This window comes from Sinorhizobium sp. 22678 (assembly GCF_052044265.1).
Taxonomy (GTDB): domain Bacteria; phylum Pseudomonadota; class Alphaproteobacteria; order Rhizobiales; family Rhizobiaceae; genus Sinorhizobium; species Sinorhizobium meliloti_A.
Genome location: NZ_JBQEMS010000001.1, coordinates 60,719 through 79,640, shown reverse-complemented (window position 1 = coordinate 79,640; position 18,922 = coordinate 60,719). Strand labels below are relative to the sequence as shown.

The following is an 18,922-nucleotide window of genomic DNA, read 5'->3' as shown; positions in this document are numbered from 1 at the left end:
TCAGAACCCCCGCTCGTCGGGTTGGCGAGGCAGGTCGCCCGGTTCAAGTCGGCTGACCTGCATCGTCCGGCCGTCGCGGGTCACGAGATACATTGGGCGTGTCTTGCCGACCCAATTGAGCGACACATCGTCCGCCTCGTCGAGTTCCAAGCCGAACTCTTCGTCTTCGGTCATCGCGTCGGCCTTTGCGCGAGCCTCATCCAAGCTTTCGGCCTTGATCGTTACCCGGATCGTGCCGCTCACCGAGAAGGTGGCCTCGTACTCGCCAGGGCGCTCGTTAACGATGAAATCTGCTTTGTTCGGTGCTTCCGTCATGCTGCGCGCTCCTCAGCTAGGAAGGCCAGCGGATCGAAGCCGACGGTGTCAGCGATCAGCGCCATGGCCTGGTTCATGAATTCGCAGAACTCGGCATGCTCCATCTTGTCGAGAGCGATGCTGTCCGGAACGAGAGTGATTTCGCCGGTCCGCATGTTCACGACCTGCTCGCGGTAGCCGAGGGTCATCTTGATGTCGCGGTGCAGGTTCTCCGCCGTCGTCCACTTCTGAGTGACCTTGACCACCAGGCCAAGAGCCTTCCAGTAGGTGCGCAGCTGCCGATCAGACCGTTTGGTGACAGGCACGATCTCGAAAATCTGGCCTTCCGGGATCGACGCCAATTTCTCGGCGTCGTCCTGGGTGTGGGCGCGGAGGCCGCGCGGCGTCATGATCGCCTGGATCAGCGGGGGCTTTTCCTTCTTCCGCATGATCAGCCACCGTTCAAAGGCGAAAGTTGCGCAAGCCGACGATTCTTGATGGCGAACGCAGCGTCGATCATGTCGGCATGGCCGTTCGTTTCCAGCACGGCCGGGGCGTCGAAGTCGGTCCAGATCTCCTCGACCTCCACTTCATCCTTGGCGCCGGCGAGCGACGTTTCGAGCTGCTCCAGGAAGTCCCCAAGGTCGAAGGCCGGCTCATCCTCGACCGCAGGCTCGGCTTCAATGGTCTTCGATGCCTGTTCCGGCGGCGCTGGCGGTACCGGCGGCTTTGGAGGCTGGGCAGCCTTCGCCGGCGTGATGTCGCGCATCGTCTCGACTTCGTCGATCTCGCGCACCTCGAACTCGTCGCGGATGCCGCCGAGGACGTCGCCGAACAGTTCGCGAAGGCAATAGCCGGCGGCACGCCACGCGAGCATGCGCTTAGGGAAGCGATACCAGGGACTATCGTTCGGCTTCGTTTCGTTCTTCTTGTCCCACTTGTTCCACTTCGTGACCATGGCCTCGGTCTGCCAGAGGCCGGCGCGGACAGCGTCATCCTGCGAGAACTCGACACGCTTCTCTTCGCCGGTGTCGTTCCGCTTCGCCTCGCAAAAGCCGACGAGCTTGCCGCCGATCTCGTCGCAGCCGGTGCGCAAATACTCGACGCGGCCAGACATGCGAACGACATTGATCAGTCCGTCGCCGTAAAGCGCCGGCTTTCCATTGATGACCGTGAAGCTCCGAAGGCTGACCATCGGCTTCAAGCCGAGCTCGGCGCCGGACATGATGGCAACCGCAACCGCGCTTGCGGCATCGTCGCCGGTCAGCTTGCCGATGAGCGCCGACGGCGCGAGGCCGGAGGCGACGACCGCGCGCGCGACGCGGAACGTCTCTTCGAAGGTCTGGGGAACGATAGCCATGACGCTACCGCCGGCGGAAAGGGCGGGAATATGCGCGTTCATGCCTCTTCTCCTTCGACGGCTTCAGGCTCGACGAGGCGAACGATCGTCTTTTGCGCCATTTCGGAATTCGGCTTGATTGCCATGACCTCGACGGTGGTTTCGCCACGCGCTGTCTCCACGATGACCTTGTCGCCGACTGCGACGGTGAGGTCTCCGGGGATGAAGTAGTCGTAAGTCTTCTCGTCCTTCTGCCACTTGAATTTGACGGCGGCGACGAGGAGGGGTGTTGCTTCGGTCATCAGGCGGCCCTCTGCTCTTCGATGCGCTCGACACCATCAACGTCGACACCGGCGCGGATTGCGCGGTTGGCGAGCGTCTCGACGAGCGCTTTCATTTCGGGGTGGTTGCCCAAGGCCATCAAAGCCTTGTCGTAGTCAACGATGCGAGCCGACAGGAACGTGCGGAGGCTGACACGGGCACCGGTGCGGCCGGCCTGGGCGTTCTTCGCCTTTGCTGCCTGTTCCTGCTTGTCGGCTTCCTGCTGCAGGCGTTCCGCTGCGGCTTGCGCTGCGGTGTCGCTGGCGTCAGCCTTGGCGGCCATCTCCTCGGCCGCGCGGCGCTTCCGTTCGGCTTCGTCGCGTTCGCGCTGCTGGCGCTCGTATTCAAGGCGCTGCTGCTCTTGCAAGAACGGCGTAACGTGCGCCTTAAGCTTCTTCGCAAGCGTGTCCGGATCCTCTTTGAGGCCGCGCCACTTGTTGTCGACGTTGCGGCCGGCATCGAGGTGCGGTTGCTTCTCGACCTTGTGCAGGTCCGTGGCCTTGTTCTTGATTGCGGTCAGCCGCTTCGACCAGATCGCGGCCTTATCAGCCTGATCCTGCGTCGTTACGGGCGTTTTCATGAACGCCTCGGCCTGTTCCTTCTCCGCCTCATACTCCAGCTTGAGGGCTTCGAACGGATCTGCCGGAAGATTGTGGCCGATGGCTGCGATCGGCGGCTCGTCATCCCAGCCGGCACCCTCGATGGCCTTCTGGTAGGCTTCGTAGCTCACCGGATGCGTGCGGCAGAAGTTCCAAGCGTCGGCGGCATCGACCATGCGTTCGCCGCGCATCGCGAGCCAGGCGCCGCCTTCATCGAGCCAGATCGCCACCGGCTCCCACTGGCCGCCCTTGAAGCGGGTGCGGTAGTAGCCCTGCTGGGGAACGCCTTCATGCATCGGGCCGATGTTGCCGGCCAAGGCGTTCTGCCACCACGCCCAAGGATTGGTATCTGTCATTTCCATACGATTGACTCCTGGTTGATGATGGCTGCGCGCTGCATTGCGCTTTCGGTTCTGAGGAGCCCCACGGCCATCAGACCGAGGAGGGCGGCGAGGAGAATGAGGAAGGTTGCCGTTGTGGTGGTGGCCCTGTTGAACTGCTTGAGCGCTTCAAGATCGTCGTCGCGATCAACAGCGCAGCGGTTGCAGGTGCATCCGAACTCGGAAGCGGGGCAGGTGGCGCGGGTCATCAGAACCCGCTCCCGAACTGCTGGGGGTGGTTCAGCGTGGAGTAGGGCTGGCGGTAGGCCGGCGCCTCGAATTCCTTCTCGCGGTTGATCGAGAAATAGACGTCATCGACGAGTTCGGATGCAGGTACGGCTTCGCGCTGGAAGACGTCGCCGTCAGCGCCAAGATGCCACGCAAGCGAAGCCAGGTCGGAATAGGTGCGCTGCAGGAAATCCTTGAGCGCGGCTTGTGCGTCTGCATCCGACGGGTCGCAACGCATCGCGTGTGACAGGCAGGCGGCGTTGGACTTGATGCTCTGGATTACGGCTTGGATGCTCATCGCTTTCATCTCCCGGCGTGGCCGTGTGTTGATGAAAGAAACGATAGTAGGAAGTTTCCCACTTGCAAAGAGGAAAGTGGGACATTTCCTATTTCAGTGCTTCGAAGGTGGGAAATCGCGGCCGGATAACGGCGCGTGAAGGATCGGCATGAATTGTGAAAATCGAGTCGTTCGAGAGGGGAATTGTGACAGTCGTTGCTGCCGGCCGCTTTTTCGACGAGGCGGGCCCGGCTAAAACAGGGGGTTCTTTCTTGTGGAGACGATGAGGGCTGTCACACAGCGTTCCCCGACCAACCACTCTCGTGAAGGTTTTATGACAATCCACAAAGTACGAGCCGGAATATTGCCCTCGCCAAATGCAACCGACGGGATAACTTGCAGGCGCATCCTGATGCTGGGGTGTGACAATCAATCACGAGGGCAGAATGCACAATTTGACTTTTCCGGTGGTGGCGCCGGAGGAGGTTCTATCTAGCCGTTTCCGCGTACACGCGGTTACCGGAGATGCAATGGAACCCACGTTTCGAGGGGCGCGCGATTACGCGCTCCTTGCGCCCGTCACAGAGTATGAAGGGGAGGGTATTTATCTCGTCGACGTCGGTGTTCGGCTGGACCTTTTCCGTGTCAGCAATACCTTCGACGGGCGAGGGGGGTTGCTTCTCTCGCAGGAGAAGCGCGGGCGGGCGCTCCGCCTCAGTCGAGAGAAATTTCAGGCATTAGTGGTCGGCATCGTCGTGGCTGACATTAGAACGCGCGACGAGCGCTTTCTAAGGCGCAGCGCATGAAATACTTACCTACCGCCGGGCTATGTGGCCGCAAATGCGGCCGATGATGGTCAATTGCTCGAGTTCTACGGTGAAAGCTTCGACGCTGGTGTTGTCAGAGATGATCTTAACCTGCGGAGGGTCGCTCAGTGGCACATAGACCAGCCGCTTGATCTGGGGTTCAGTGTGCCCGGCGCTGATGGCATACACCGTGTCGGAGACATGCTTGTTTTGCGAGAGGTCAACAATCACCCTGTCTCCTGGAGCGTATGTCGGGAACATAGAATCCCCCACCACCTCCATTATGATCGTGTTGGATGGAGACGCCTTGGCTTCATTCCGGAGGTAAAAATCTGGAATGAACCATTCGGCTACGACCTGGTGTCCAGCGACGGTTCCCGCCCCAACCGGTAAAGTAATAACGTCTCCGATCACGCCTTCGCCGGCGCCGAGTTTAACGTCCAGTTCTGGAATTGCCCCCTCGATGTGTGCGCGCCAATTCTCGCGGGTATAGCCGTGGCTCGGTTCATCCTCACGAACTTCGTCGGCATCTGGGTCGAAGCTGGAGACGAGTTTCAGCTTCTGGCCGACGTCTTCTTTTTCGATGGGCAGCATTTCGTTTCGCGCGAGCGCGGCCGGATCGAGCCGCAGCGCGCGCGCCAGCTCGGCTAGCTTATTCGCGCGGACAGACTTCTTTTTGTCTTCGACGATGTCCCTGATGAATGTTCGCTCAATGCCGCCCTGAACAGCCGCCTCGACCGGGCCCAGCCCCAATTCGGCTAATCGCGCCTCTACGATTTCCTTGAGATTCTTCATCGTGCGAGAATAGGATTTTTCCACCTTTGTTGGCGAATGGGAAGTTTCCTATTGCAAAGTGGGAAACATCCCACTATAACGAAGGCATGGAAACGGAACTCGCAAATCACCTGTTGACGCTTTCCGAGCGCTACTGCGCCGCTGAAAGGTTGAGCGAATCCACCGTTGGTCGGCTCTGCGCCGCAGACGGTCGGTTCTTCCCCCGAATAAGGGAGGGGAAGACCTTCACCGCGAAGAAATATGACGAGGTCGTCGGTTGGTTCGCCAAGAACTGGCCAGATGCCGCTGAGTGGCCCGCGACCGTGAACCGGTCCGCATTTGCGGAGGCCGCCCAATGACCTCACTTCTCCAGCTTTCGCAGGTCGCGGCACATCTTCCAGGCGACATCCTTGGGCATCCTCATGCGGACGGCAACGATTGCCTTGGGCACGCCGTCGCCGTTTCGAGACAATACCGCGAAGGTCATGCGAACCACGCCGTCGATCTCATCGAGCTCGGTCACGAGGTCGGCAAAGAGCGTAGGTGCTCCGAGATCGAAGATCGGGGCAAAACCGTCCGGCCCCGGCTTGTATCTGATCTTTCCCACGGTCAGCGGCATGGGGTCTCCCGTTCAGTTGATTGGCGCGCCCGTCGGGCAGCGATCCTTGAATTCATCCGTATGGCGGAGGGCGCGCAATGACCTCCGACGCCCAGATCAAAGCCTTCATCGACCGCATCCTTCGCCTGAAGGAAGAGCAGGACACGATCGGCGAGGACATCCGCGACATCTACGCGGAAGCAAAGTCTATGGGCTTCGACAAGACTGCCATGGGCAACGTCGTCGCTCATCTGCGCAAGGTCGCGAAGAAGGGCCATGACACCGTCGCGGAGCAGGGCGCCATCTTCGATTTGTACCTGTGCGCCTACGAGGGCAAATCCCCTCATGCGCCTGCGCCCGCCCGCGCACGAGAAAACATTGAACAATTTGACCCGACCACGGGCGAGATCATCGAGGCGGATGTCAGCGCCAAGCTCGTCGAGACGATTGCTGCCGGCGTGCAGACGGAAGTCGGCCGCGCGGCTCTGATCGCCGCCGTCGACATCATGATCGCCCGTGAAGAGGAAGAGATCGCAACGAGCGCAGGAGGCGAAAGTGAAGAAGTAGCCAAAAACGCCGTTGCAAGCGCGTCTGGCCCGGACGAAAAACGGGCGCCTCTTTTCGCGGCCAAGCCGCCATCTACTCGTCGCCCCCACTGCCTCGATCGAGCCGGCTGCGGTTCCTACACGGAAGAGCACTGCGCACGCTGCAAGGCGGCGATGCAGGAGCACGAGCAGGCGGAGGAAGTCGCATGAGCGAATACCTCCGGACATCCAGATCAGAAGACGCCGCAGCTCAAAGAACCATTGAGGGCAGGGTGGATTTTCATCGCGCCCAGGTGAGCCGCGTGGCTCCGTCCAATCCAAATTCAGATCAGAAGAGGGCTGCATGACCTGGTCCATCCTAATTGCATCCGCTGGCGCCGTTCTCTGGATGGCAGCACTGACCCTGATCGTCCCCGGCTTCGTCGGGCGTGAGTTTCGTCGGAACGGCTATCGCCCAAAGAATTGAGCGCTTTCACCTCCCGAGGCGCTCAACGCTGGTCCCGGTCATCCTCCTCCCGGCCGGGACCAGCAACTCTCAAGCGGATCCGCTTGTTCGCCAGTCTCATGACTACGGCTTGAACAGCGTCTCCGAGAGGGATTGCCGGTGACGACGAGGGATCGTCACCGGCGGCAGAGGCAGGGTGCGGCGCCCGGGCTCTGCGGAAAGGGAATACCTGCCCGTTGCGGGCATCGGAGGGAGCAGCAGCCGTACCAGCGGCGCCGCTCTCTCCATCTGAAAGGAAGTTCCTGGGCATGTGCAGTCTCTCCTAAGCAAAGAGACATTGCCACATGCGGGAACCGAAAAAATGGAAAAGAAATCCAGAATTCTGGACAAGGCAAAACAAGGGAAATGCAAGCAGATGTCTGACGTTGCTACTGCAAATTACCTCGTTAGGTCGATCGGCGGCGGAGGCCGCGTCAGCGACATCTTATACGAGGCTGCGTTGAAACTCCAAAAGTTGTTTCCGCACAAAGGCGAACCCAAGAAGCAGTGGACGGAGCGTCGCCTGAAGGCGTGGTGGAACAATGAAACCGACGTCGTTCGCCACTGGCAGATGATGGAACTTTATGCGGCTGCGGAAGCCGCGAAGAGCGAACAGGAGCTGCTGCGCGCGGCACGGAGAGACCATGCAGAATTCATCGAAAAAACCTCCCGTATTCGTGCGCTGGCTGAGCTTGCGGAATCGAATGCGGCTGGCGGCAAAGCTTAGGGAGTGGGGATCGTCGCTCGCTGAGTGGGTCTGCCCGGAACTGAGGGACGAGGATCAGTGATGCAGCAGCTTGCTTTCCGGTTCGACCCAGCGCCACCCCCGGCGATCGTCGAAGCCCTACAATGGTTCCGGACAGACCTCGACAAGAAGGGATGGAGCTACGGCCGTATCGGGGTAATGCGCAACGTCGATGGCACCTGGTCATACACGACCAGCGACAACTTCGGCGGATACTGCGGACACGGCGGCCCGTTCCATGGTTCCTATCCCAGCTTTGACGAAGCCCTCGGGACGGCAATCGCGCGCCTCTACTGCGGTTGGAAGAAGATTTCGGAGCGCACTACGGATAGCTGCTGCAAGGACAATCACCGCGCCATGGCCCGGAAGGGCATGCAGTGGCTCGAAAGCCTTGAGGCTGAGTACGGGGTGGCGCACTGATGACCGACCCCGCCGAAATGATCGCATGGCTTGACCGCCGCATTGCCAGTGCCCAGACCTGGCTGGCAGACCACGGCCGCCGTTCAAAGAAGCCTCGTCCCGAAATGGAGATCGAGACCAAGGAATACGACATCGCCCGGTTCGAAGAGATCCGCGGTGCGTACCTTAAGGCGCTTGATCGCAGAGATCGGGCAGGGAGCGCGGCATGACCTCAGTTGCTCATTCTCTGCGGGACCTCCTCCCCAGGCACCTCGTCCGGGCCTACGTCGGGCTCTGGCTCTTCGATCGGTGGCTCCGGCAGATCTGGCGGCACATCCGGCGGCATGTCTGGCGGGAACTCAGGGTCATTGGGCCTCGGGATCGGCGTCTTAGGCATTCAAACCTCCTCTTTGGTGGAGCAACCGATGCTGGGCTGTGTTTGTTCCGCGAGCCGGGAGGTGTGGCGTGACCGATTGGTTCTTCGACCCGCTTCTCCCGATCCATTACGAGATGATCGTCATCGACATTCCGTGGCCGTTCGACCTTTACAGCGACGCGGGCGCCAAAAAGTCAGCATCGGCGCACTACGACCTCATGAGCGCCGCGCAGATCCGCGCGCTCCCCGTCGGTCAACTCGCCAGCATGGATTGCCTGATCTATTCCTGGGCTACAGCGCCGCATCTCCCGTTCGCGGTCGAGTGCCTGAAGGCTTGGGGCTTCGAGTACAAGAGCTTCATGGCTTGGCGGAAGACGACGGCCGCCGGCAAGGTACGCATGGGAACCGGATATCGCGTCCGTACGACCGGCGAGATCGTGCTCGTCGGCACGCTCGGCAATCCGAAGCAGTTTCATGTCCCGCCAACAATCTTCGACGGCATAGCTCGCGAGCACAGCCGCAAGCCGGACGAATTCTATGACCTCTGCGACCGCGTGATGCCGCACGCGCGGCGCGCCGACGTGTTCGCTCGAGAACACCGCGCGGGCTGGCACGCCTTCGGTAACGAGGTCAACAAGTTCAACGAGGTGGCGGCATGATCAAACTTTACCTTCCATGCGCGCTACCGGGGCGGGAACAGAGAGGCTGCGAAAACAGCCTCTCTACCTCGAATGGTGATTTACGCAGAGACGCGTCCGCTGCCGGAGTTGTCCTTGATCATCCAGGGAAGAACTGCAGGTGCTTTGACGAGGATGCCCTTCTTCTTTCCGAAGGCTCGCATCGCATCCCGCGCAACCTGAATGGGCTTATGGCCGTCATGCGCCATGTAGCAAGTCTTCAGGGTGGCGTCGTGCACTATGTCGCGGTCGTGCTCCGGCCAACCCTCAAGAAAATCAATGGCATCGACCAGGTTCGTGATTTCTCTGATCAGGTCCTTTTTCTCCTTCAGGTAAACCGGTCGAGCAAACGTCTTCGAGTTCATTTCACCCTCACTGATTACGACGGTGTCTATCAACGGAGGCGCTGCGGACCAGCGCCCGGAGTTGATTTGTTGTCTCTTTTCAGCGGGTTCAAGAGGTTCGGTGTTCGATCTTCGTCGCTACTCGTCGGGGGTGCGTCATGACCTTCCTCGAAGCCTACGCCAAGTTCGGGCCCGACACGATGGCGATTGCCGAGGCCTTGGACATCAAGGAACACGAGGCCGACACCCTCATCAACATGAAGATGAACCGCGATCGGTTAGGCCCGACGGTATGCCAGATGGCGGCTTTGAACGCTCCCCGTAAGCCCATTCGTTTCGCCGGCTTCGACGAGACAGAAAAATCGTGGTGGTGAGATGACCGTTTCGGCCGCCATCCGCCGCATGCTTGCTGCCGGTCTCACGATTGAGCAGGCGCTCGTCGCTGCTGAAGCGTTCGAGGCTGAGGCTGCGCCGCAAGAGCCGATGCTCTCAAAGCGGCAGGCCAGAAACAGACGCTATTACGAACGTCTTAAATCGTCTGAAAAGCGTCTTAATGCAGACGATCAAGACGTTTCAGACGCTGGTGCTGATCCTTCTTCCCCCGGAGGTTCTTCCCCCACACCCCCTTCTCCTAAACCCCAATCATCCATACCCCCTTCGCCCCCTAAAGGGGGCTCTTCCCCCACGGCCGTCGACCAGGTCGTCACGGCGTTTTCGGACATGGCCCGTCGGTCCGGGCTTTCCGTGCCGAGGGCCGTCACGGCATCCCGGCGTCGCTCGCTGCTGCTTCGGATCGAAGAACATGGCCTCCCTGCCGTCCTCGATGCCATCGAGCGGATCGGCCGCAGCCGGTTCTGCCGTGGCGAGAACGACCGCGGCTGGCGCGCCGACCTCGATTTCCTCTGCCAGCCGAAGAGCTTCGTCTCGATCCTCGAAGGCAAATACGACGACCGGCCGTTGCAGCAATCGCAATCGCCGCCCCGGCCGCAAAGCCCATCCGTGCAACGCCACCACGACATCCACGCAAGGCTGAAACGAGAACTCTACGGTGAACCAGATGAACAATTTGCCGGCCCAGCTGTCGACCTTGCAGCAGGAGATTTCCGCTCTCACTGAACAGCTCGCGCCGGCCGGCGCCGACGAAATCGGCCAGTGCATCGAAGGCCTCATGAGCGGCGGCATGCGGATCTCAGAAACGATCACTGCTGCAAACCCGGTCGAGGAATACCGGCTCTCCCTTCGCAACGTGCCGGTCTACGGGCTGCGCCGGGCCTACGTGAAGCTGAAGCGCGGCGAATACGAAAACATCAACAAGGCTTTCATTCCCCTTCCGGCGGAGCTTGCGGCCATGGCCAATGCCGAATGCCGTCTGATCCGCGAGGATCGCATTCGCAAGCAGGAAACGCTTAGGGCGATCGAGGACTCCGTCAGCCGGACTCTGCCCAGCTCTCATGGCCTGCTGGACTTGCGCGTTACCCAGCGTGAGCGAGCCATCGAGTTGGCGGAAAAGGGCTTCGTCCGGGTTGCCGAAGGTGTCGACCATCTGGAGTTCGCCCAGCTAGCCAAGTCTCGGGAACTGCCTGCGGGCACCGTCCACCTGTGGGCTATCGACGAGGTCTGGTCGCCGATCGCCGTCCGCGTCAACCGCAGCAGGATCCAGACCAAGCTGAACGTCAAGCCTCCGACGGTATCGCCGGAGCGCGCCGACGAGCTCGCCCGCATGCTCGAGCTTCCCGATGCCAGCGAGGTCACCGCCGAGCAGATGGCGTATCGCGGCAAGGTGAAGGCTGACATCGAAGCGGTGGATCCTGTCGAAGAGGAGCGCGCGGCATGACCATCCAGCACCGTATCGTCGACATCGAGGCTGCTGCGAAGCTCTGGAGGGTTGATCTCTCGGCCTCCCAGATCGCCAAGCGCTTTGGCGTCAGCCGGAACGTCATTGTCGGACTGGCCTTCCGCAACCGCGGTCTCTTCCCGTGGCGCGGTGATGCTGGGAAGAAGACCCGCGCACCCGGCGCAAGGAAGGCTACCGAGCCGACGAGGCCACGCAAGCGGGCGCCGGAACTGAAGCGGGAACCGGAGATCCCGGCGACGGCCTACGACGCTGAGCGGCTCCAATCCGCAAAGCTCCTCCACCATCTCTCGGCCGGCGAATGCTGCTGGCCGCTAAACACCGGCGGCCCATACCTGTTCTGTGCGGCGGAAACGACGGGCCGCTACTGCCGAAACCACCATGCTCGGTCATTGCCGAAGAAGAACGAGGGAAAAGCATGAACAGATCACGTTGGTACGCAATCAGGACGGCACCGGGCTATCAGCGCATGGCGGCCGCTGACGAGCGCCTCCCAGAAAGCCGGCGCATGGAGTCGATCATCGAGCGGAACTGCCGCAAGGACGGCTTCGACATCTTCATGCCCTCGTTCTACACCGAGTTGAGGCATCACCGGACGAAACAGATCCTCCAGAAGCGTTTCCCGTTCCTGGTCGGCTATGCCTTCGTCAACCTGCCCAGGCTGAACTTTGAGGAGCTACGCCGCGTCGAAGGTGTCGTGTGCTTTCTCCGCGGCGCCAACTACGGACCACTCGAATTCCCCGATGAAGAGATCGAGACCCTGTACTTCGCCGAGCATGAGCGCCGGCAGGCCTTCCTCTACGAGCAGCACTGCCGGAAGGAGAACGAGCGCCACGAGCAGATCCAGCACCTTCGCGGCCAGCTTCGCAAGATCCTGCCGAAGGGGCGGAAAGCGCGCGTCTCGATGGTCGATCAGGCGGAGAGGGCTATAGATTCTCTAAGTCTGCAGATCAAAGAGCGAGTGCTGAAAATTATCAGTGAATTGAACAGCCTCACTGCTGACGCGGAGGTTGAAAATCTCCGCAAAGCCGTATAGGTTTCCTCAAGTGATTTGTGTGGCTGTTCAGTTGCGGACCTCAATCGAGGGAACACTCGCCGGGCCACCGCCGATATAGGCGGTGGGAGAAATGCGCCCAAAATTCAGATTTCACGCATCCCACCTTGTTTAGAACACAGTGGCCCCCTATATGCTGGTCATCGGCATTGCTTATGAGCGCTGACAAGCTCGCCGCTCGCAATTGCCGCATCGTTTTCGACTTTTGACCACGGATGTACTGGCACTGGTTTAATATACGATGATGAGGAAGGTCGGTGCGGTTTCGCCCCGGCCTTTTTTATTTGCCCGGTAGTGCTGCTGGAAAATGCAGATAGACCCCGACTGGGCAAGCGCGACCACCCGATAACCGCCGTCTATGCGGTAGGGTGGTCGCCTTCATCGACCAGGTCTTGCAGTTCACCGGCAAGGAAGTTCCATGTCCCGCTGAAACGCGGCCCTTCAACCGTGATTTGGTAGAAGCCTTTCCGTCGGCCATGCTCTTTGCCAGAAATATGGCGAATGGACGCGACGTGATCAGTGACTATGTCCGATCGGCTGTCGAACGCATGAATCAGGGTTGGATGCAGGCGTCTGCCATTGAGTTCCCTACCCAATGCGATCAGCACCGGGTGAACCTGGGTGGACTTCCAATCTACGGGATAGCGATGCTTCATTGCGCGAGAGAAGCAGGCCGTGCTGGCCCCGTCAATATCCGTTTCCGCAGGCAGGGCAACTGGTAAGCCGCGTGGCTCATAACCACGAAAGACCGGGTTCGATTCCCGGGCCTGCAACCAAACTCTCAGGTGCGGTCACCGACCGACCTGCGACCTGATATTCTCCTCAGAGACCCTGTGTTTGCGGGGCGGGCAGGTAGACTTTCGATCCGCCGGGGGACCCGCGGATTAAGGAGCCCTCGACCAATAAATAGCCCGATATACCGAGCATGAAGAGTAGTAGAATGATCACCGACAGCCCTGTTGAAGTGTGATGATCAGGTTCTTGTAAGTTCTTCCGACGCATCATGGCCGGTACCGTTTTGCACGAACACGAGCACACCGCCACGCGGGCTGGTTCCCGCGCGATGGCCTAGCTGGTCAATAAGGCTAGGGGCTCTACAGCGAATTGGGATTATACCACGCTCGCCGGCACGCCGCGCGGGATCACAAGTAGTGCGGCAGGCGCCTGCCTCAACTTGTTCGGCATATGTTCGTCGTCATGGCGCCCGTTAACATCGGGCCCCGCCTCCGTAACAGGTAGCGGGGCTTTCGCTTTGAGGAGATGAGGATGCCCGAATACCTCGTCGAGCGCTTCGATACCGGCCCAGGGGGCCTCAAGAGCATGCAAGCCTTCATCAACGAGAAGGCGGCAGAGGGATATGCCCTCGTGCAGGCGGCCCCGCGCAATACCTACCATTGGGTGCTGTTCTTTAAGCGAAGCGTTGCAGTAGAGCAGCCCAGCTCGCCAGCCTGATAACTGAGAGCATCCTGATTGCCGACCTTTCCCTCGGGTCGACGCGCAGGTACGCCCGCTCAGTCTTTAATGACTTCCAAGCGTCGCGGAATCACGTATTAAGTCCTGGTGCCATTAAGTAGATAGGACACCCCGATGATCCGAATAGCGCAATCCAAGCGGCCTGGAGCGTATACTATTGCCAGCTCTGGTAGTTTCGTGCTGCCTGGGGATGTTTTCGCGTTCACGCTGCCTTTTGAAGATCTGAGTTTCACTATCTCTTTCCAGTATGAAAGTGGTGGCGCGCAAAATGTCAGGGTGCTGGGCTCGTCAGAGAAATCGGTAGAAATCGGCCTAATCAACTTCGACAATCCGCTAGGCGTAACCTGGGAGAGCCAGGTGGCGACCCTCAACAACAATATGCCACTCATATTGGTGCTGAACGTTGTTACGCTTGCCTCAAAAGACAACGCTAAGCCGCGGGTGATCACGTACTCCTTCATTAAGAGAGTTGCGTGATGGCGAGTAGAATTGACCTGCCTGAAAACGAAGAAATCGCTAAAGCCATAATAACCAGTAAGGAACGTGGCGCTCTAGGGGGATTGTTTGGCACGAAAGACCATGCCCCGACGAATATCACTTCTGTCGCTATCGTTTTATTGATTGCTTTGCTGGCGTTGGTATTCTTCTACCCGCTCCAGCCAGGTGTCGACAGGGCCTCAGTCACGACCTCTTTGATGAGTGCTATCACTTTTGCGTTGGGCCTGTTGTTCGGCAAAGCTAAATAGCGAAGGTTCGACCACCCGATGACCGACGTCTATGCGGTAGGGTGGCCGCCTTAAGTTTTCAGGCGATGGTGTTTGGAGCTGTGCCTAGTTACCAGCAGCCGTTGCGGGTCCCGAGCACGTTACTGAACGGTGTCGACGAGTTCCTTGATTGCAGATCGTTTCCAAACGAATCCTAGATCTGACTGGTCGTTGATCCGCCCACTGTAGATCCCAAGGAACTCGACAGCTTCACCACCCATGCCGATGTTCCCGCTCTTGCGGTGAACCATGCCCCGGCGAGCAGCAATAACGGGGGAGCCCGACTGACCAGGTCTCGTGCGGCTGTCTATCAGAAAAATAGGCTTCTCTTCGAAATCGACGTCCGGCTCCGACGCTACAAAACCAGTTACCCACATCCCAAACAGGCCGCCGGCGGCCTGTCCAAAGGGAAAGCCAATAATGCTCAGCGGGTCGGATGCTCGAATTAACAGCCCATCTTGCGGGGCCGCCAAATTGTAGGGGTAGACTACGGCAAAGCCGGGAATATCAATCGGCAGCGCTACGAAATCGGCCGCGGCCCCTAGAACGGGGTGTTCCACCCACAACGGGACATCAGAGTTGTCGTACAAAGGGTAGTCGATCGAACGCCAGTGCCCGAGGCCGACAAAATCATTGTGCCACACCCGAATTTTATTCGGGACGCCGCCGTGTGGCGAGAGGGGCTGATTATTGTCCTGCCTCCGGCCGGTAACATTGTGCCTATTCGTGATCAGAACGCGGTCGTGCGCTGCGTTTGCAATAAAAGCAGTTCCTGTACTCAGCCGAGTTTGGTCAAAGAACATTTCTATAAAGAGAGACTGCACTGACTGCTGCTCAATCGCCATACTTTCCCCCAAAGGTTGAACCATGCCCGTCCTGAAGAACGCGCGGCACGAGAAGTTCGCGCAGGCGCTCGCCAAAGGCAAGACAGCAGATGAGGCGTACGTCGCCGCCGGCTTCAAAGCCAACAGGGGAAACGCAGCACGTTTGAATGCAAATGAAAGCATTCAAGAGCGCGTGGCCGAGATCCAAGGGAAGGGCGCTCTGAAGGCAGAGGCCACCGTCGAGCGCGTGCTGAAAGAGCTATCGCGCATCGGGTTCTCCGATCTACGCCGTGTGTTCGATGCGAACGGCAGGCTGCTCCGACCCGAAGAGTGGGATGACGACACAGCCGCCGCGGTCGCTTCGGTCGAAGTGGTGACCCGCAACATTGGCGACGGAGAGGTCGAGCACGTCCACAAGATTAAGGTCTGGGACAAGAACAGCGCCTTGGAGAAGCTTGCCAAGCACCTCGGTATGTTCATCGAGCGTGTCGAGCACTCTGGGAGCATGAGTCTCAATGTCTTGCCAGAGGACGCCGAACTGTGACCCATGCAGGTAGCTCGATTAACGGAGAAACAGCGAGAGGCTAATCGCCTTCTTGCCGGCCCGGCACGCAACATCATGCTCCGCGGTGGGTCTCGGTCTGGAAAGACGTTCGTTCTATGCCGCGCCCTGATCCAGCGAGCGATAAACGCTCCGGGTTCGCGGCACGCCATATTCAGGTTTAGGTTCAACCACGCGAAGACGTCGGTCTGGTCCGATACCTTGCCAAAGGTTCTGGCGCTCTGCTTCCCGTCGGTTCGGGTGCGGTTTGATAAGACCGACTTCTATGTCGAGCTGCCGAACGGATCGCAGATCTGGATAGCCGGCCTCGATGATAAAGAGCGGGTCGAGAAGATCCTCGGGCAGGAATACGCCACTCTCTATTTCAACGAGAGCAGCCAAATCCCTTGGGCATCCGTCGAAACGGCAATGTCCCGCTTGGCGCAGAAGTGCGAGTTGGCCCCAGCGATAGCGGCAGCGACAGGCAGAAGGTACCTAGCCCTCAAGGCCTACTTCGACTGCAACCCGCCGTCTAAGCTCCATTGGAGCTTCCAGATGTTACGGGCCAAGATGAAGCCGGGCACGAAGGAGAAGCTGGCTAAGCCGGAAGACTATGCCGAGATGCAGGTGAATCCTGCCGACAACTCGGAGAACCTGCCGCCTGAGTATTTCGAGGTTCTGGCCTCGATGTCCGCAGCGAAGAGGTTGCGGTTTGAGGCCGGAGAATGGGCGAGCGAAGTCAGCGGCGCGCTCTGGGCTCTTGAGGATCGCAAGGCGCCCGACGGGAAGCTGATGCCGGGCATAGACAGTCTGCGTGTCGCCAGCGCTCCTGAGATGCGGCGCATCGTCGTTTCCGTCGACCCCTCCGGTACGAGAGGCGATGGCGCGGGTGACGACATCGGTATCGTCGTCGCCGGCCTCGGCATCGATGGGCATGGCTACATTCTTGAGGACGGCACTTGCCAGTTGTCACCAGAAGGGTGGGGCAGGCGAGCGGTCGACCTCTACCATCGTCACCAGGCACACCGGATCATCGGGGAAAGGAACTTCGGCGGCGACATGGTGCGCTTCACCGTCTCGACGGCTGACAAGACCGCGCCCTTCAAGGAAGTCGTCGCCAGCCGAGGCAAAGCGGTGCGAGCAGAGCCTATCAGCGCGCTGTATGAGCAGGGCAAGGTTCATCACGTCGGAGACTTCCCCGACCTTGAAGACCAGATGTGCAATTTCACGCCATCTGGATACCTCGGAGAGGGTTCACCTGACCGGGCCGACGCCCTGGTCTGGGCTCTCACCGAGTTGATGCTTGGAGGTTCGTCCTTCACGCTGACGAACGTTTAGGAGCGGACATGGCCAACATCATCGCGTTCGTCCGCGACAGCCTGACAAACATGGTCGCCAGTCTGGGTACCAGCCGGGACAAGGCCGCGGCTAACGTCTATTCGATGCCGATGCTCACCGATGAGGAGCTGCTCAACGCCTACCGTGGTGCATGGCTCCCCCGGAAGATCGTCGACATCCCGGCATTCGACAGCATCCGCGCCTGGCGCGATTGGCAGGCGAAGAAGCCGCAGATCGAGGCGATCGAAGCCGAAGAGAAGCGCCTGAACGTCATGGGCAAGCTGCTGGAGACCCGCATCAAGGCGCGTCTCTGGGGCGGCGCTGCGCTCGTCATCGGTACCGGCGACCAGGACCTGACGCAGCCGCTTGACGTCGAGCGCATCGGGAAGGGCGGCCTGCAATACCTCACTGTCATGACGCGTCGCCACCTCACGGCCGGCGAGATCGATCGTGACCCGGCGTCGGAATGGTATGGCAAACCGAAGGTCTATCAGTTGAACTCGGCCGATGGCGCGCAGGTCGAAATTCACCCGTCGCGCCTGGTCATCTTCAACGGCAGCCAGCAGCCGGACGAAGACATCGTAACGACCACCTATGCCGGTTGGGGCGACAGCGTGCTCTTGTCGGTCGTCGATGCGATCAAGCAGGCCGACGGCACCGCGGCGAACATTGCCAGCCTCGTCTTCGAGGCCAAAGTCAACGTGATCCGCATTCCGGATTTCATGCAGAACCTCGGCAACGCAGAGTATCGGGCGAAGATCCTCGAGCGGTACACCCTCGCGGCGACGGCAAAGGGCATCAACGGCGACCTCCTCCTCGACAAGGAAGAGGAATACGAACAGAAGACGGCGAGCTTCGCCACGCTGCCCGAAGTCCTCATGTCGTTCCTGCAGATCGTGTCAGGCGCCGCGGACATTCCGGCTACCCGGCTGCTCGGCCAGTCACCGGCGGGAATGAACGCCACCGGCGAAAGCGACCTGCGGAACTATTACGACCGGCTGCAGGCCATGCAGACCGTCGAGATGACGCCGGCGATGGCGCGCCTCGACGAGTGCATCATCCGGAGCGCGCTCGGCTCGCGCGACCCGGACATCTATTACGAGTGGGCGCCGCTTTGGGGCATGTCGGAGAAGGAAAAGGCTGACGTCTTCAAGACGAAGGCCGACGCCGCTCGGCAGCTGGTCGGAAGCGGTACGGGGCAGGAGATCATCCCGCGCGATGCGGTTTCGGATGCTCTGGTCAATACTTTCATTGAGGACGGCTCACTGCCGGGGCTCGATGCTGCGATCGAGGAGTACGGAAAACTATCCGAGCAGGAGCCAAGCGCATCGGAATTAGAGGCCGCAAGTGTCAGCTCTGATCCGGAAAATCTGCGTGATCCGCGCGAATAGGGTTAGCCCCATTCACCCTCTTTCACGGTGGTGCTAAGTCGATCCACAGCACCCGCCGGAACGACTTTTATTCCCGACCTTTGGAACGCGTCGAGGAAAGCGTCTTTCGCCTTGTTCGGATCGACCCCGGTATCCTCAGCAGGTAGCTGGTGAAATACGGCGTCTATCGCCTGCTTTTGAGCATTTGGGTCGAACTGTTTGGCAAAGGACGCAAACGCCTTTTCGTTGTTCGCGAGCTGAGTTTTTGCCAAGCGAGCGTCCTCCACAGCCGCTGCAAGCTTAAACTCCAAATCACTGATCTTTATAGCGACCTCGGTCCATTTGAATGTGGTCATGAGCACCACTCCACAAAGAACGAGCAACATTCCGAAAGCGCCAACTTGTTTTGCTCCGCGATACCTCTCGATCGGTGGCCAGCAAAACAAAACTCCGACTAAGAGGCAAAAGATACTTGCCCCAAGAATGAAGTTCTCATTCATCGACATCTCCCCCCTTTGCT

General features: G+C 59.7%; 32 protein-coding genes and 1 tRNA gene. 21 read left to right on the top strand and 12 right to left on the bottom strand.

The genetic code is table 11. The annotated features are described in order from the left end of the window. The 7 genes from ACTJKL_RS00550 to ACTJKL_RS00520 are packed head-to-tail and all read right to left on the bottom strand — an operon-like array spanning position 1 to position 3,399. Positions 1 to 315, bottom strand: coding sequence for a hypothetical protein (locus ACTJKL_RS00550; RefSeq protein ID WP_127642683.1), 315 nt, complete (start codon positions 313 to 315; stop codon positions 1 to 3). Continuing rightward, the gene (locus ACTJKL_RS00545) at positions 312 to 743 is read right to left on the bottom strand and encodes a hypothetical protein (protein WP_440851910.1); all 432 of its coding nucleotides are present in this window, start codon (positions 741 to 743) and stop codon (positions 312 to 314) included. Before ACTJKL_RS00545 ends, ACTJKL_RS00550 begins: the two co-directional genes overlap by 4 nt. 2 nt (positions 744 to 745) lie before the next feature. Continuing rightward, positions 746 to 1,696, bottom strand: coding sequence for a recombinase family protein (locus ACTJKL_RS00540; protein WP_440851909.1), 951 nt, complete (start codon positions 1,694 to 1,696; stop codon positions 746 to 748). Continuing rightward, on the bottom strand, positions 1,693 to 1,935 hold the full coding sequence (locus ACTJKL_RS00535) for a primosomal protein N' family DNA-binding protein (RefSeq protein WP_440851908.1): 243 nt from the start codon (positions 1,933 to 1,935) through the stop codon (positions 1,693 to 1,695). Before ACTJKL_RS00535 ends, ACTJKL_RS00540 begins: the two co-directional genes overlap by 4 nt. After that, positions 1,935 to 2,870: a hypothetical protein gene (locus ACTJKL_RS00530; protein ID WP_440851907.1), complete on the bottom strand. Its 936-nt coding sequence runs from the start codon at positions 2,868 to 2,870 to the stop codon at positions 1,935 to 1,937. Before ACTJKL_RS00530 ends, ACTJKL_RS00535 begins: the two co-directional genes overlap by 1 nt. Before the next feature lie 35 nt (positions 2,871 to 2,905). Continuing rightward, positions 2,906 to 3,142, bottom strand: a complete 237-nt coding sequence (locus ACTJKL_RS00525) for a hypothetical protein (protein ID WP_440851906.1) — start codon at positions 3,140 to 3,142, stop codon at positions 2,906 to 2,908. After that, on the bottom strand, positions 3,142 to 3,399 hold the full coding sequence (locus ACTJKL_RS00520; protein ID WP_440852185.1) for a hypothetical protein: 258 nt from the start codon (positions 3,397 to 3,399) through the stop codon (positions 3,142 to 3,144). The genes ACTJKL_RS00525 and ACTJKL_RS00520 overlap by 1 nt, the downstream gene beginning before the upstream one ends. 569 nt (positions 3,400 to 3,968) lie before the next feature. Between ACTJKL_RS00520 and ACTJKL_RS00515 the strand changes: the two genes are divergently transcribed. Next, the gene (locus ACTJKL_RS00515) at positions 3,969 to 4,244 is read left to right on the top strand and encodes a hypothetical protein (RefSeq protein ID WP_440851905.1); all 276 of its coding nucleotides are present in this window, start codon (positions 3,969 to 3,971) and stop codon (positions 4,242 to 4,244) included. Positions 4,245 to 4,253: 9 nt separating this feature from the next. Here the strand turns inward: ACTJKL_RS00515 and ACTJKL_RS00510 are convergent, their stop codons facing one another. Next, entirely contained in the window at positions 4,254 to 5,039 is a 786-nt protein-coding gene (locus ACTJKL_RS00510) for a S24 family peptidase (protein ID WP_440851904.1), read from the bottom strand. Positions 5,040 to 5,125: 86 nt separating this feature from the next. On the opposite strand from ACTJKL_RS00510, the gene ACTJKL_RS00505 reads away from it, so the two are divergent. Further along, positions 5,126 to 5,377, top strand: coding sequence for a hypothetical protein (locus ACTJKL_RS00505; RefSeq protein WP_318875663.1), 252 nt, complete (start codon positions 5,126 to 5,128; stop codon positions 5,375 to 5,377). 2 nt (positions 5,378 to 5,379) lie between these two features. Here ACTJKL_RS00505 and ACTJKL_RS00500 read toward each other — a convergent pair whose 3' ends face one another. Beyond that, complete coding sequence (locus ACTJKL_RS00500) at positions 5,380 to 5,637, bottom strand: hypothetical protein (RefSeq protein WP_318875660.1); 258 nt, start codon at positions 5,635 to 5,637, stop codon at positions 5,380 to 5,382. A gap of 77 nt (positions 5,638 to 5,714) precedes the next feature. Here ACTJKL_RS00500 and ACTJKL_RS00495 point away from each other — a divergent pair, with 77 nt between their 5' ends. The 6 genes from ACTJKL_RS00495 (at position 5,715) to ACTJKL_RS00470 (ending at position 8,824) form a co-directional block, all read left to right on the top strand. Next, positions 5,715 to 6,371, top strand: coding sequence for a DUF2312 domain-containing protein (locus tag ACTJKL_RS00495; protein ID WP_440851903.1), 657 nt, complete (start codon positions 5,715 to 5,717; stop codon positions 6,369 to 6,371). 133 nt (positions 6,372 to 6,504) lie between these two features. Then, positions 6,505 to 6,627: a hypothetical protein gene (locus tag ACTJKL_RS00490; RefSeq protein WP_440851902.1), complete on the top strand. Its 123-nt coding sequence runs from the start codon at positions 6,505 to 6,507 to the stop codon at positions 6,625 to 6,627. Positions 6,628 to 6,967: 340 nt separating this feature from the next. Further along, a complete protein-coding gene (locus tag ACTJKL_RS00485; protein WP_440851901.1) occupies positions 6,968 to 7,372 on the top strand; it encodes a hypothetical protein in 405 nt (134 codons plus the stop codon). A 60-nt stretch (positions 7,373 to 7,432) separates the two neighbouring features. Beyond that, the gene (locus tag ACTJKL_RS00480; protein ID WP_440851900.1) at positions 7,433 to 7,810 is read left to right on the top strand and encodes a hypothetical protein; all 378 of its coding nucleotides are present in this window, start codon (positions 7,433 to 7,435) and stop codon (positions 7,808 to 7,810) included. Beyond that, positions 7,810 to 8,019 carry a hypothetical protein gene (locus ACTJKL_RS00475; protein ID WP_440851899.1) on the top strand — a complete coding sequence of 70 codons (210 nt, stop codon included), beginning with the start codon at positions 7,810 to 7,812 and terminating at the stop codon, positions 8,017 to 8,019. The genes ACTJKL_RS00480 and ACTJKL_RS00475 overlap by 1 nt, the downstream gene beginning before the upstream one ends. Positions 8,020 to 8,254: 235 nt before the next feature. Further along, positions 8,255 to 8,824, top strand: coding sequence for an MT-A70 family methyltransferase (locus tag ACTJKL_RS00470; protein WP_440851898.1), 570 nt, complete (start codon positions 8,255 to 8,257; stop codon positions 8,822 to 8,824). 80 nt (positions 8,825 to 8,904) lie between these two features. Here ACTJKL_RS00470 and ACTJKL_RS00465 read toward each other — a convergent pair whose 3' ends face one another. Then, positions 8,905 to 9,207, bottom strand: a complete 303-nt coding sequence (locus ACTJKL_RS00465; protein WP_003528135.1) for a DUF982 domain-containing protein — start codon at positions 9,205 to 9,207, stop codon at positions 8,905 to 8,907. Positions 9,208 to 9,344: 137 nt separating this feature from the next. Here ACTJKL_RS00465 and ACTJKL_RS00460 point away from each other — a divergent pair, with 137 nt between their 5' ends. The 10 genes from ACTJKL_RS00460 (at position 9,345) to ACTJKL_RS00415 (ending at position 14,311) form a co-directional block, all read left to right on the top strand. Then, complete coding sequence (locus ACTJKL_RS00460; protein ID WP_003528137.1) at positions 9,345 to 9,560, top strand: hypothetical protein; 216 nt, start codon at positions 9,345 to 9,347, stop codon at positions 9,558 to 9,560. Position 9,561: 1 nt separating this feature from the next. Continuing rightward, positions 9,562 to 10,302, top strand: a complete 741-nt coding sequence (locus ACTJKL_RS00455; RefSeq protein WP_440851897.1) for a DNA replication protein — start codon at positions 9,562 to 9,564, stop codon at positions 10,300 to 10,302. After that, positions 10,244 to 11,020 carry a hypothetical protein gene (locus ACTJKL_RS00450; RefSeq protein WP_440851896.1) on the top strand — a complete coding sequence of 259 codons (777 nt, stop codon included), beginning with the start codon at positions 10,244 to 10,246 and terminating at the stop codon, positions 11,018 to 11,020. The genes ACTJKL_RS00455 and ACTJKL_RS00450 overlap by 59 nt, the downstream gene beginning before the upstream one ends. After that, the gene (locus ACTJKL_RS00445) at positions 11,017 to 11,460 is read left to right on the top strand and encodes a GcrA family cell cycle regulator (RefSeq protein ID WP_440851895.1); all 444 of its coding nucleotides are present in this window, start codon (positions 11,017 to 11,019) and stop codon (positions 11,458 to 11,460) included. The genes ACTJKL_RS00450 and ACTJKL_RS00445 overlap by 4 nt, the downstream gene beginning before the upstream one ends. Continuing rightward, a complete protein-coding gene (gene nusG / locus ACTJKL_RS00440) occupies positions 11,457 to 12,074 on the top strand; it encodes a transcription termination/antitermination protein NusG (RefSeq protein ID WP_440851894.1) in 618 nt (205 codons plus the stop codon). The genes ACTJKL_RS00445 and nusG overlap by 4 nt, the downstream gene beginning before the upstream one ends. A gap of 386 nt (positions 12,075 to 12,460) precedes the next feature. Next, complete coding sequence (locus tag ACTJKL_RS00435; protein WP_440851893.1) at positions 12,461 to 12,814, top strand: hypothetical protein; 354 nt, start codon at positions 12,461 to 12,463, stop codon at positions 12,812 to 12,814. Further along, positions 12,794 to 12,868, top strand: a tRNA-Met gene (locus tag ACTJKL_RS00430). Before ACTJKL_RS00435 ends, ACTJKL_RS00430 begins: the two co-directional genes overlap by 21 nt. Before the next feature lie 490 nt (positions 12,869 to 13,358). Beyond that, positions 13,359 to 13,544, top strand: coding sequence for a DUF4177 domain-containing protein (locus tag ACTJKL_RS00425; protein WP_440851892.1), 186 nt, complete (start codon positions 13,359 to 13,361; stop codon positions 13,542 to 13,544). Between the two features lie 135 nt (positions 13,545 to 13,679). After that, positions 13,680 to 14,042: a DUF6864 domain-containing function gene (locus ACTJKL_RS00420; protein ID WP_440851891.1), complete on the top strand. Its 363-nt coding sequence runs from the start codon at positions 13,680 to 13,682 to the stop codon at positions 14,040 to 14,042. Beyond that, complete coding sequence (locus tag ACTJKL_RS00415) at positions 14,042 to 14,311, top strand: hypothetical protein (protein WP_440851890.1); 270 nt, start codon at positions 14,042 to 14,044, stop codon at positions 14,309 to 14,311. Before ACTJKL_RS00420 ends, ACTJKL_RS00415 begins: the two co-directional genes overlap by 1 nt. Before the next feature lie 119 nt (positions 14,312 to 14,430). Here ACTJKL_RS00415 and ACTJKL_RS00410 read toward each other — a convergent pair whose 3' ends face one another. Next, a complete protein-coding gene (locus ACTJKL_RS00410; protein ID WP_440851889.1) occupies positions 14,431 to 15,174 on the bottom strand; it encodes a trypsin-like peptidase domain-containing protein in 744 nt (247 codons plus the stop codon). Positions 15,175 to 15,196: 22 nt separating this feature from the next. On the opposite strand from ACTJKL_RS00410, the gene ACTJKL_RS00405 reads away from it, so the two are divergent. The 3 genes from ACTJKL_RS00405 to ACTJKL_RS00395 are packed head-to-tail and all read left to right on the top strand — an operon-like array spanning position 15,197 to position 18,423. After that, on the top strand, positions 15,197 to 15,697 hold the full coding sequence (locus ACTJKL_RS00405; RefSeq protein WP_440851888.1) for a terminase small subunit: 501 nt from the start codon (positions 15,197 to 15,199) through the stop codon (positions 15,695 to 15,697). Between the two features lie 3 nt (positions 15,698 to 15,700). Next, positions 15,701 to 17,032, top strand: coding sequence for a phage terminase large subunit (locus tag ACTJKL_RS00400; RefSeq protein ID WP_440851887.1), 1,332 nt, complete (start codon positions 15,701 to 15,703; stop codon positions 17,030 to 17,032). Between the two features lie 8 nt (positions 17,033 to 17,040). Further along, positions 17,041 to 18,423 carry a phage portal protein gene (locus ACTJKL_RS00395; protein ID WP_440851886.1) on the top strand — a complete coding sequence of 461 codons (1,383 nt, stop codon included), beginning with the start codon at positions 17,041 to 17,043 and terminating at the stop codon, positions 18,421 to 18,423. 2 nt (positions 18,424 to 18,425) lie between these two features. Here ACTJKL_RS00395 and ACTJKL_RS00390 read toward each other — a convergent pair whose 3' ends face one another. Beyond that, on the bottom strand, positions 18,426 to 18,902 hold the full coding sequence (locus tag ACTJKL_RS00390) for a hypothetical protein (protein WP_437405123.1): 477 nt from the start codon (positions 18,900 to 18,902) through the stop codon (positions 18,426 to 18,428). Positions 18,903 to 18,922 lie beyond the last annotated feature (20 nt).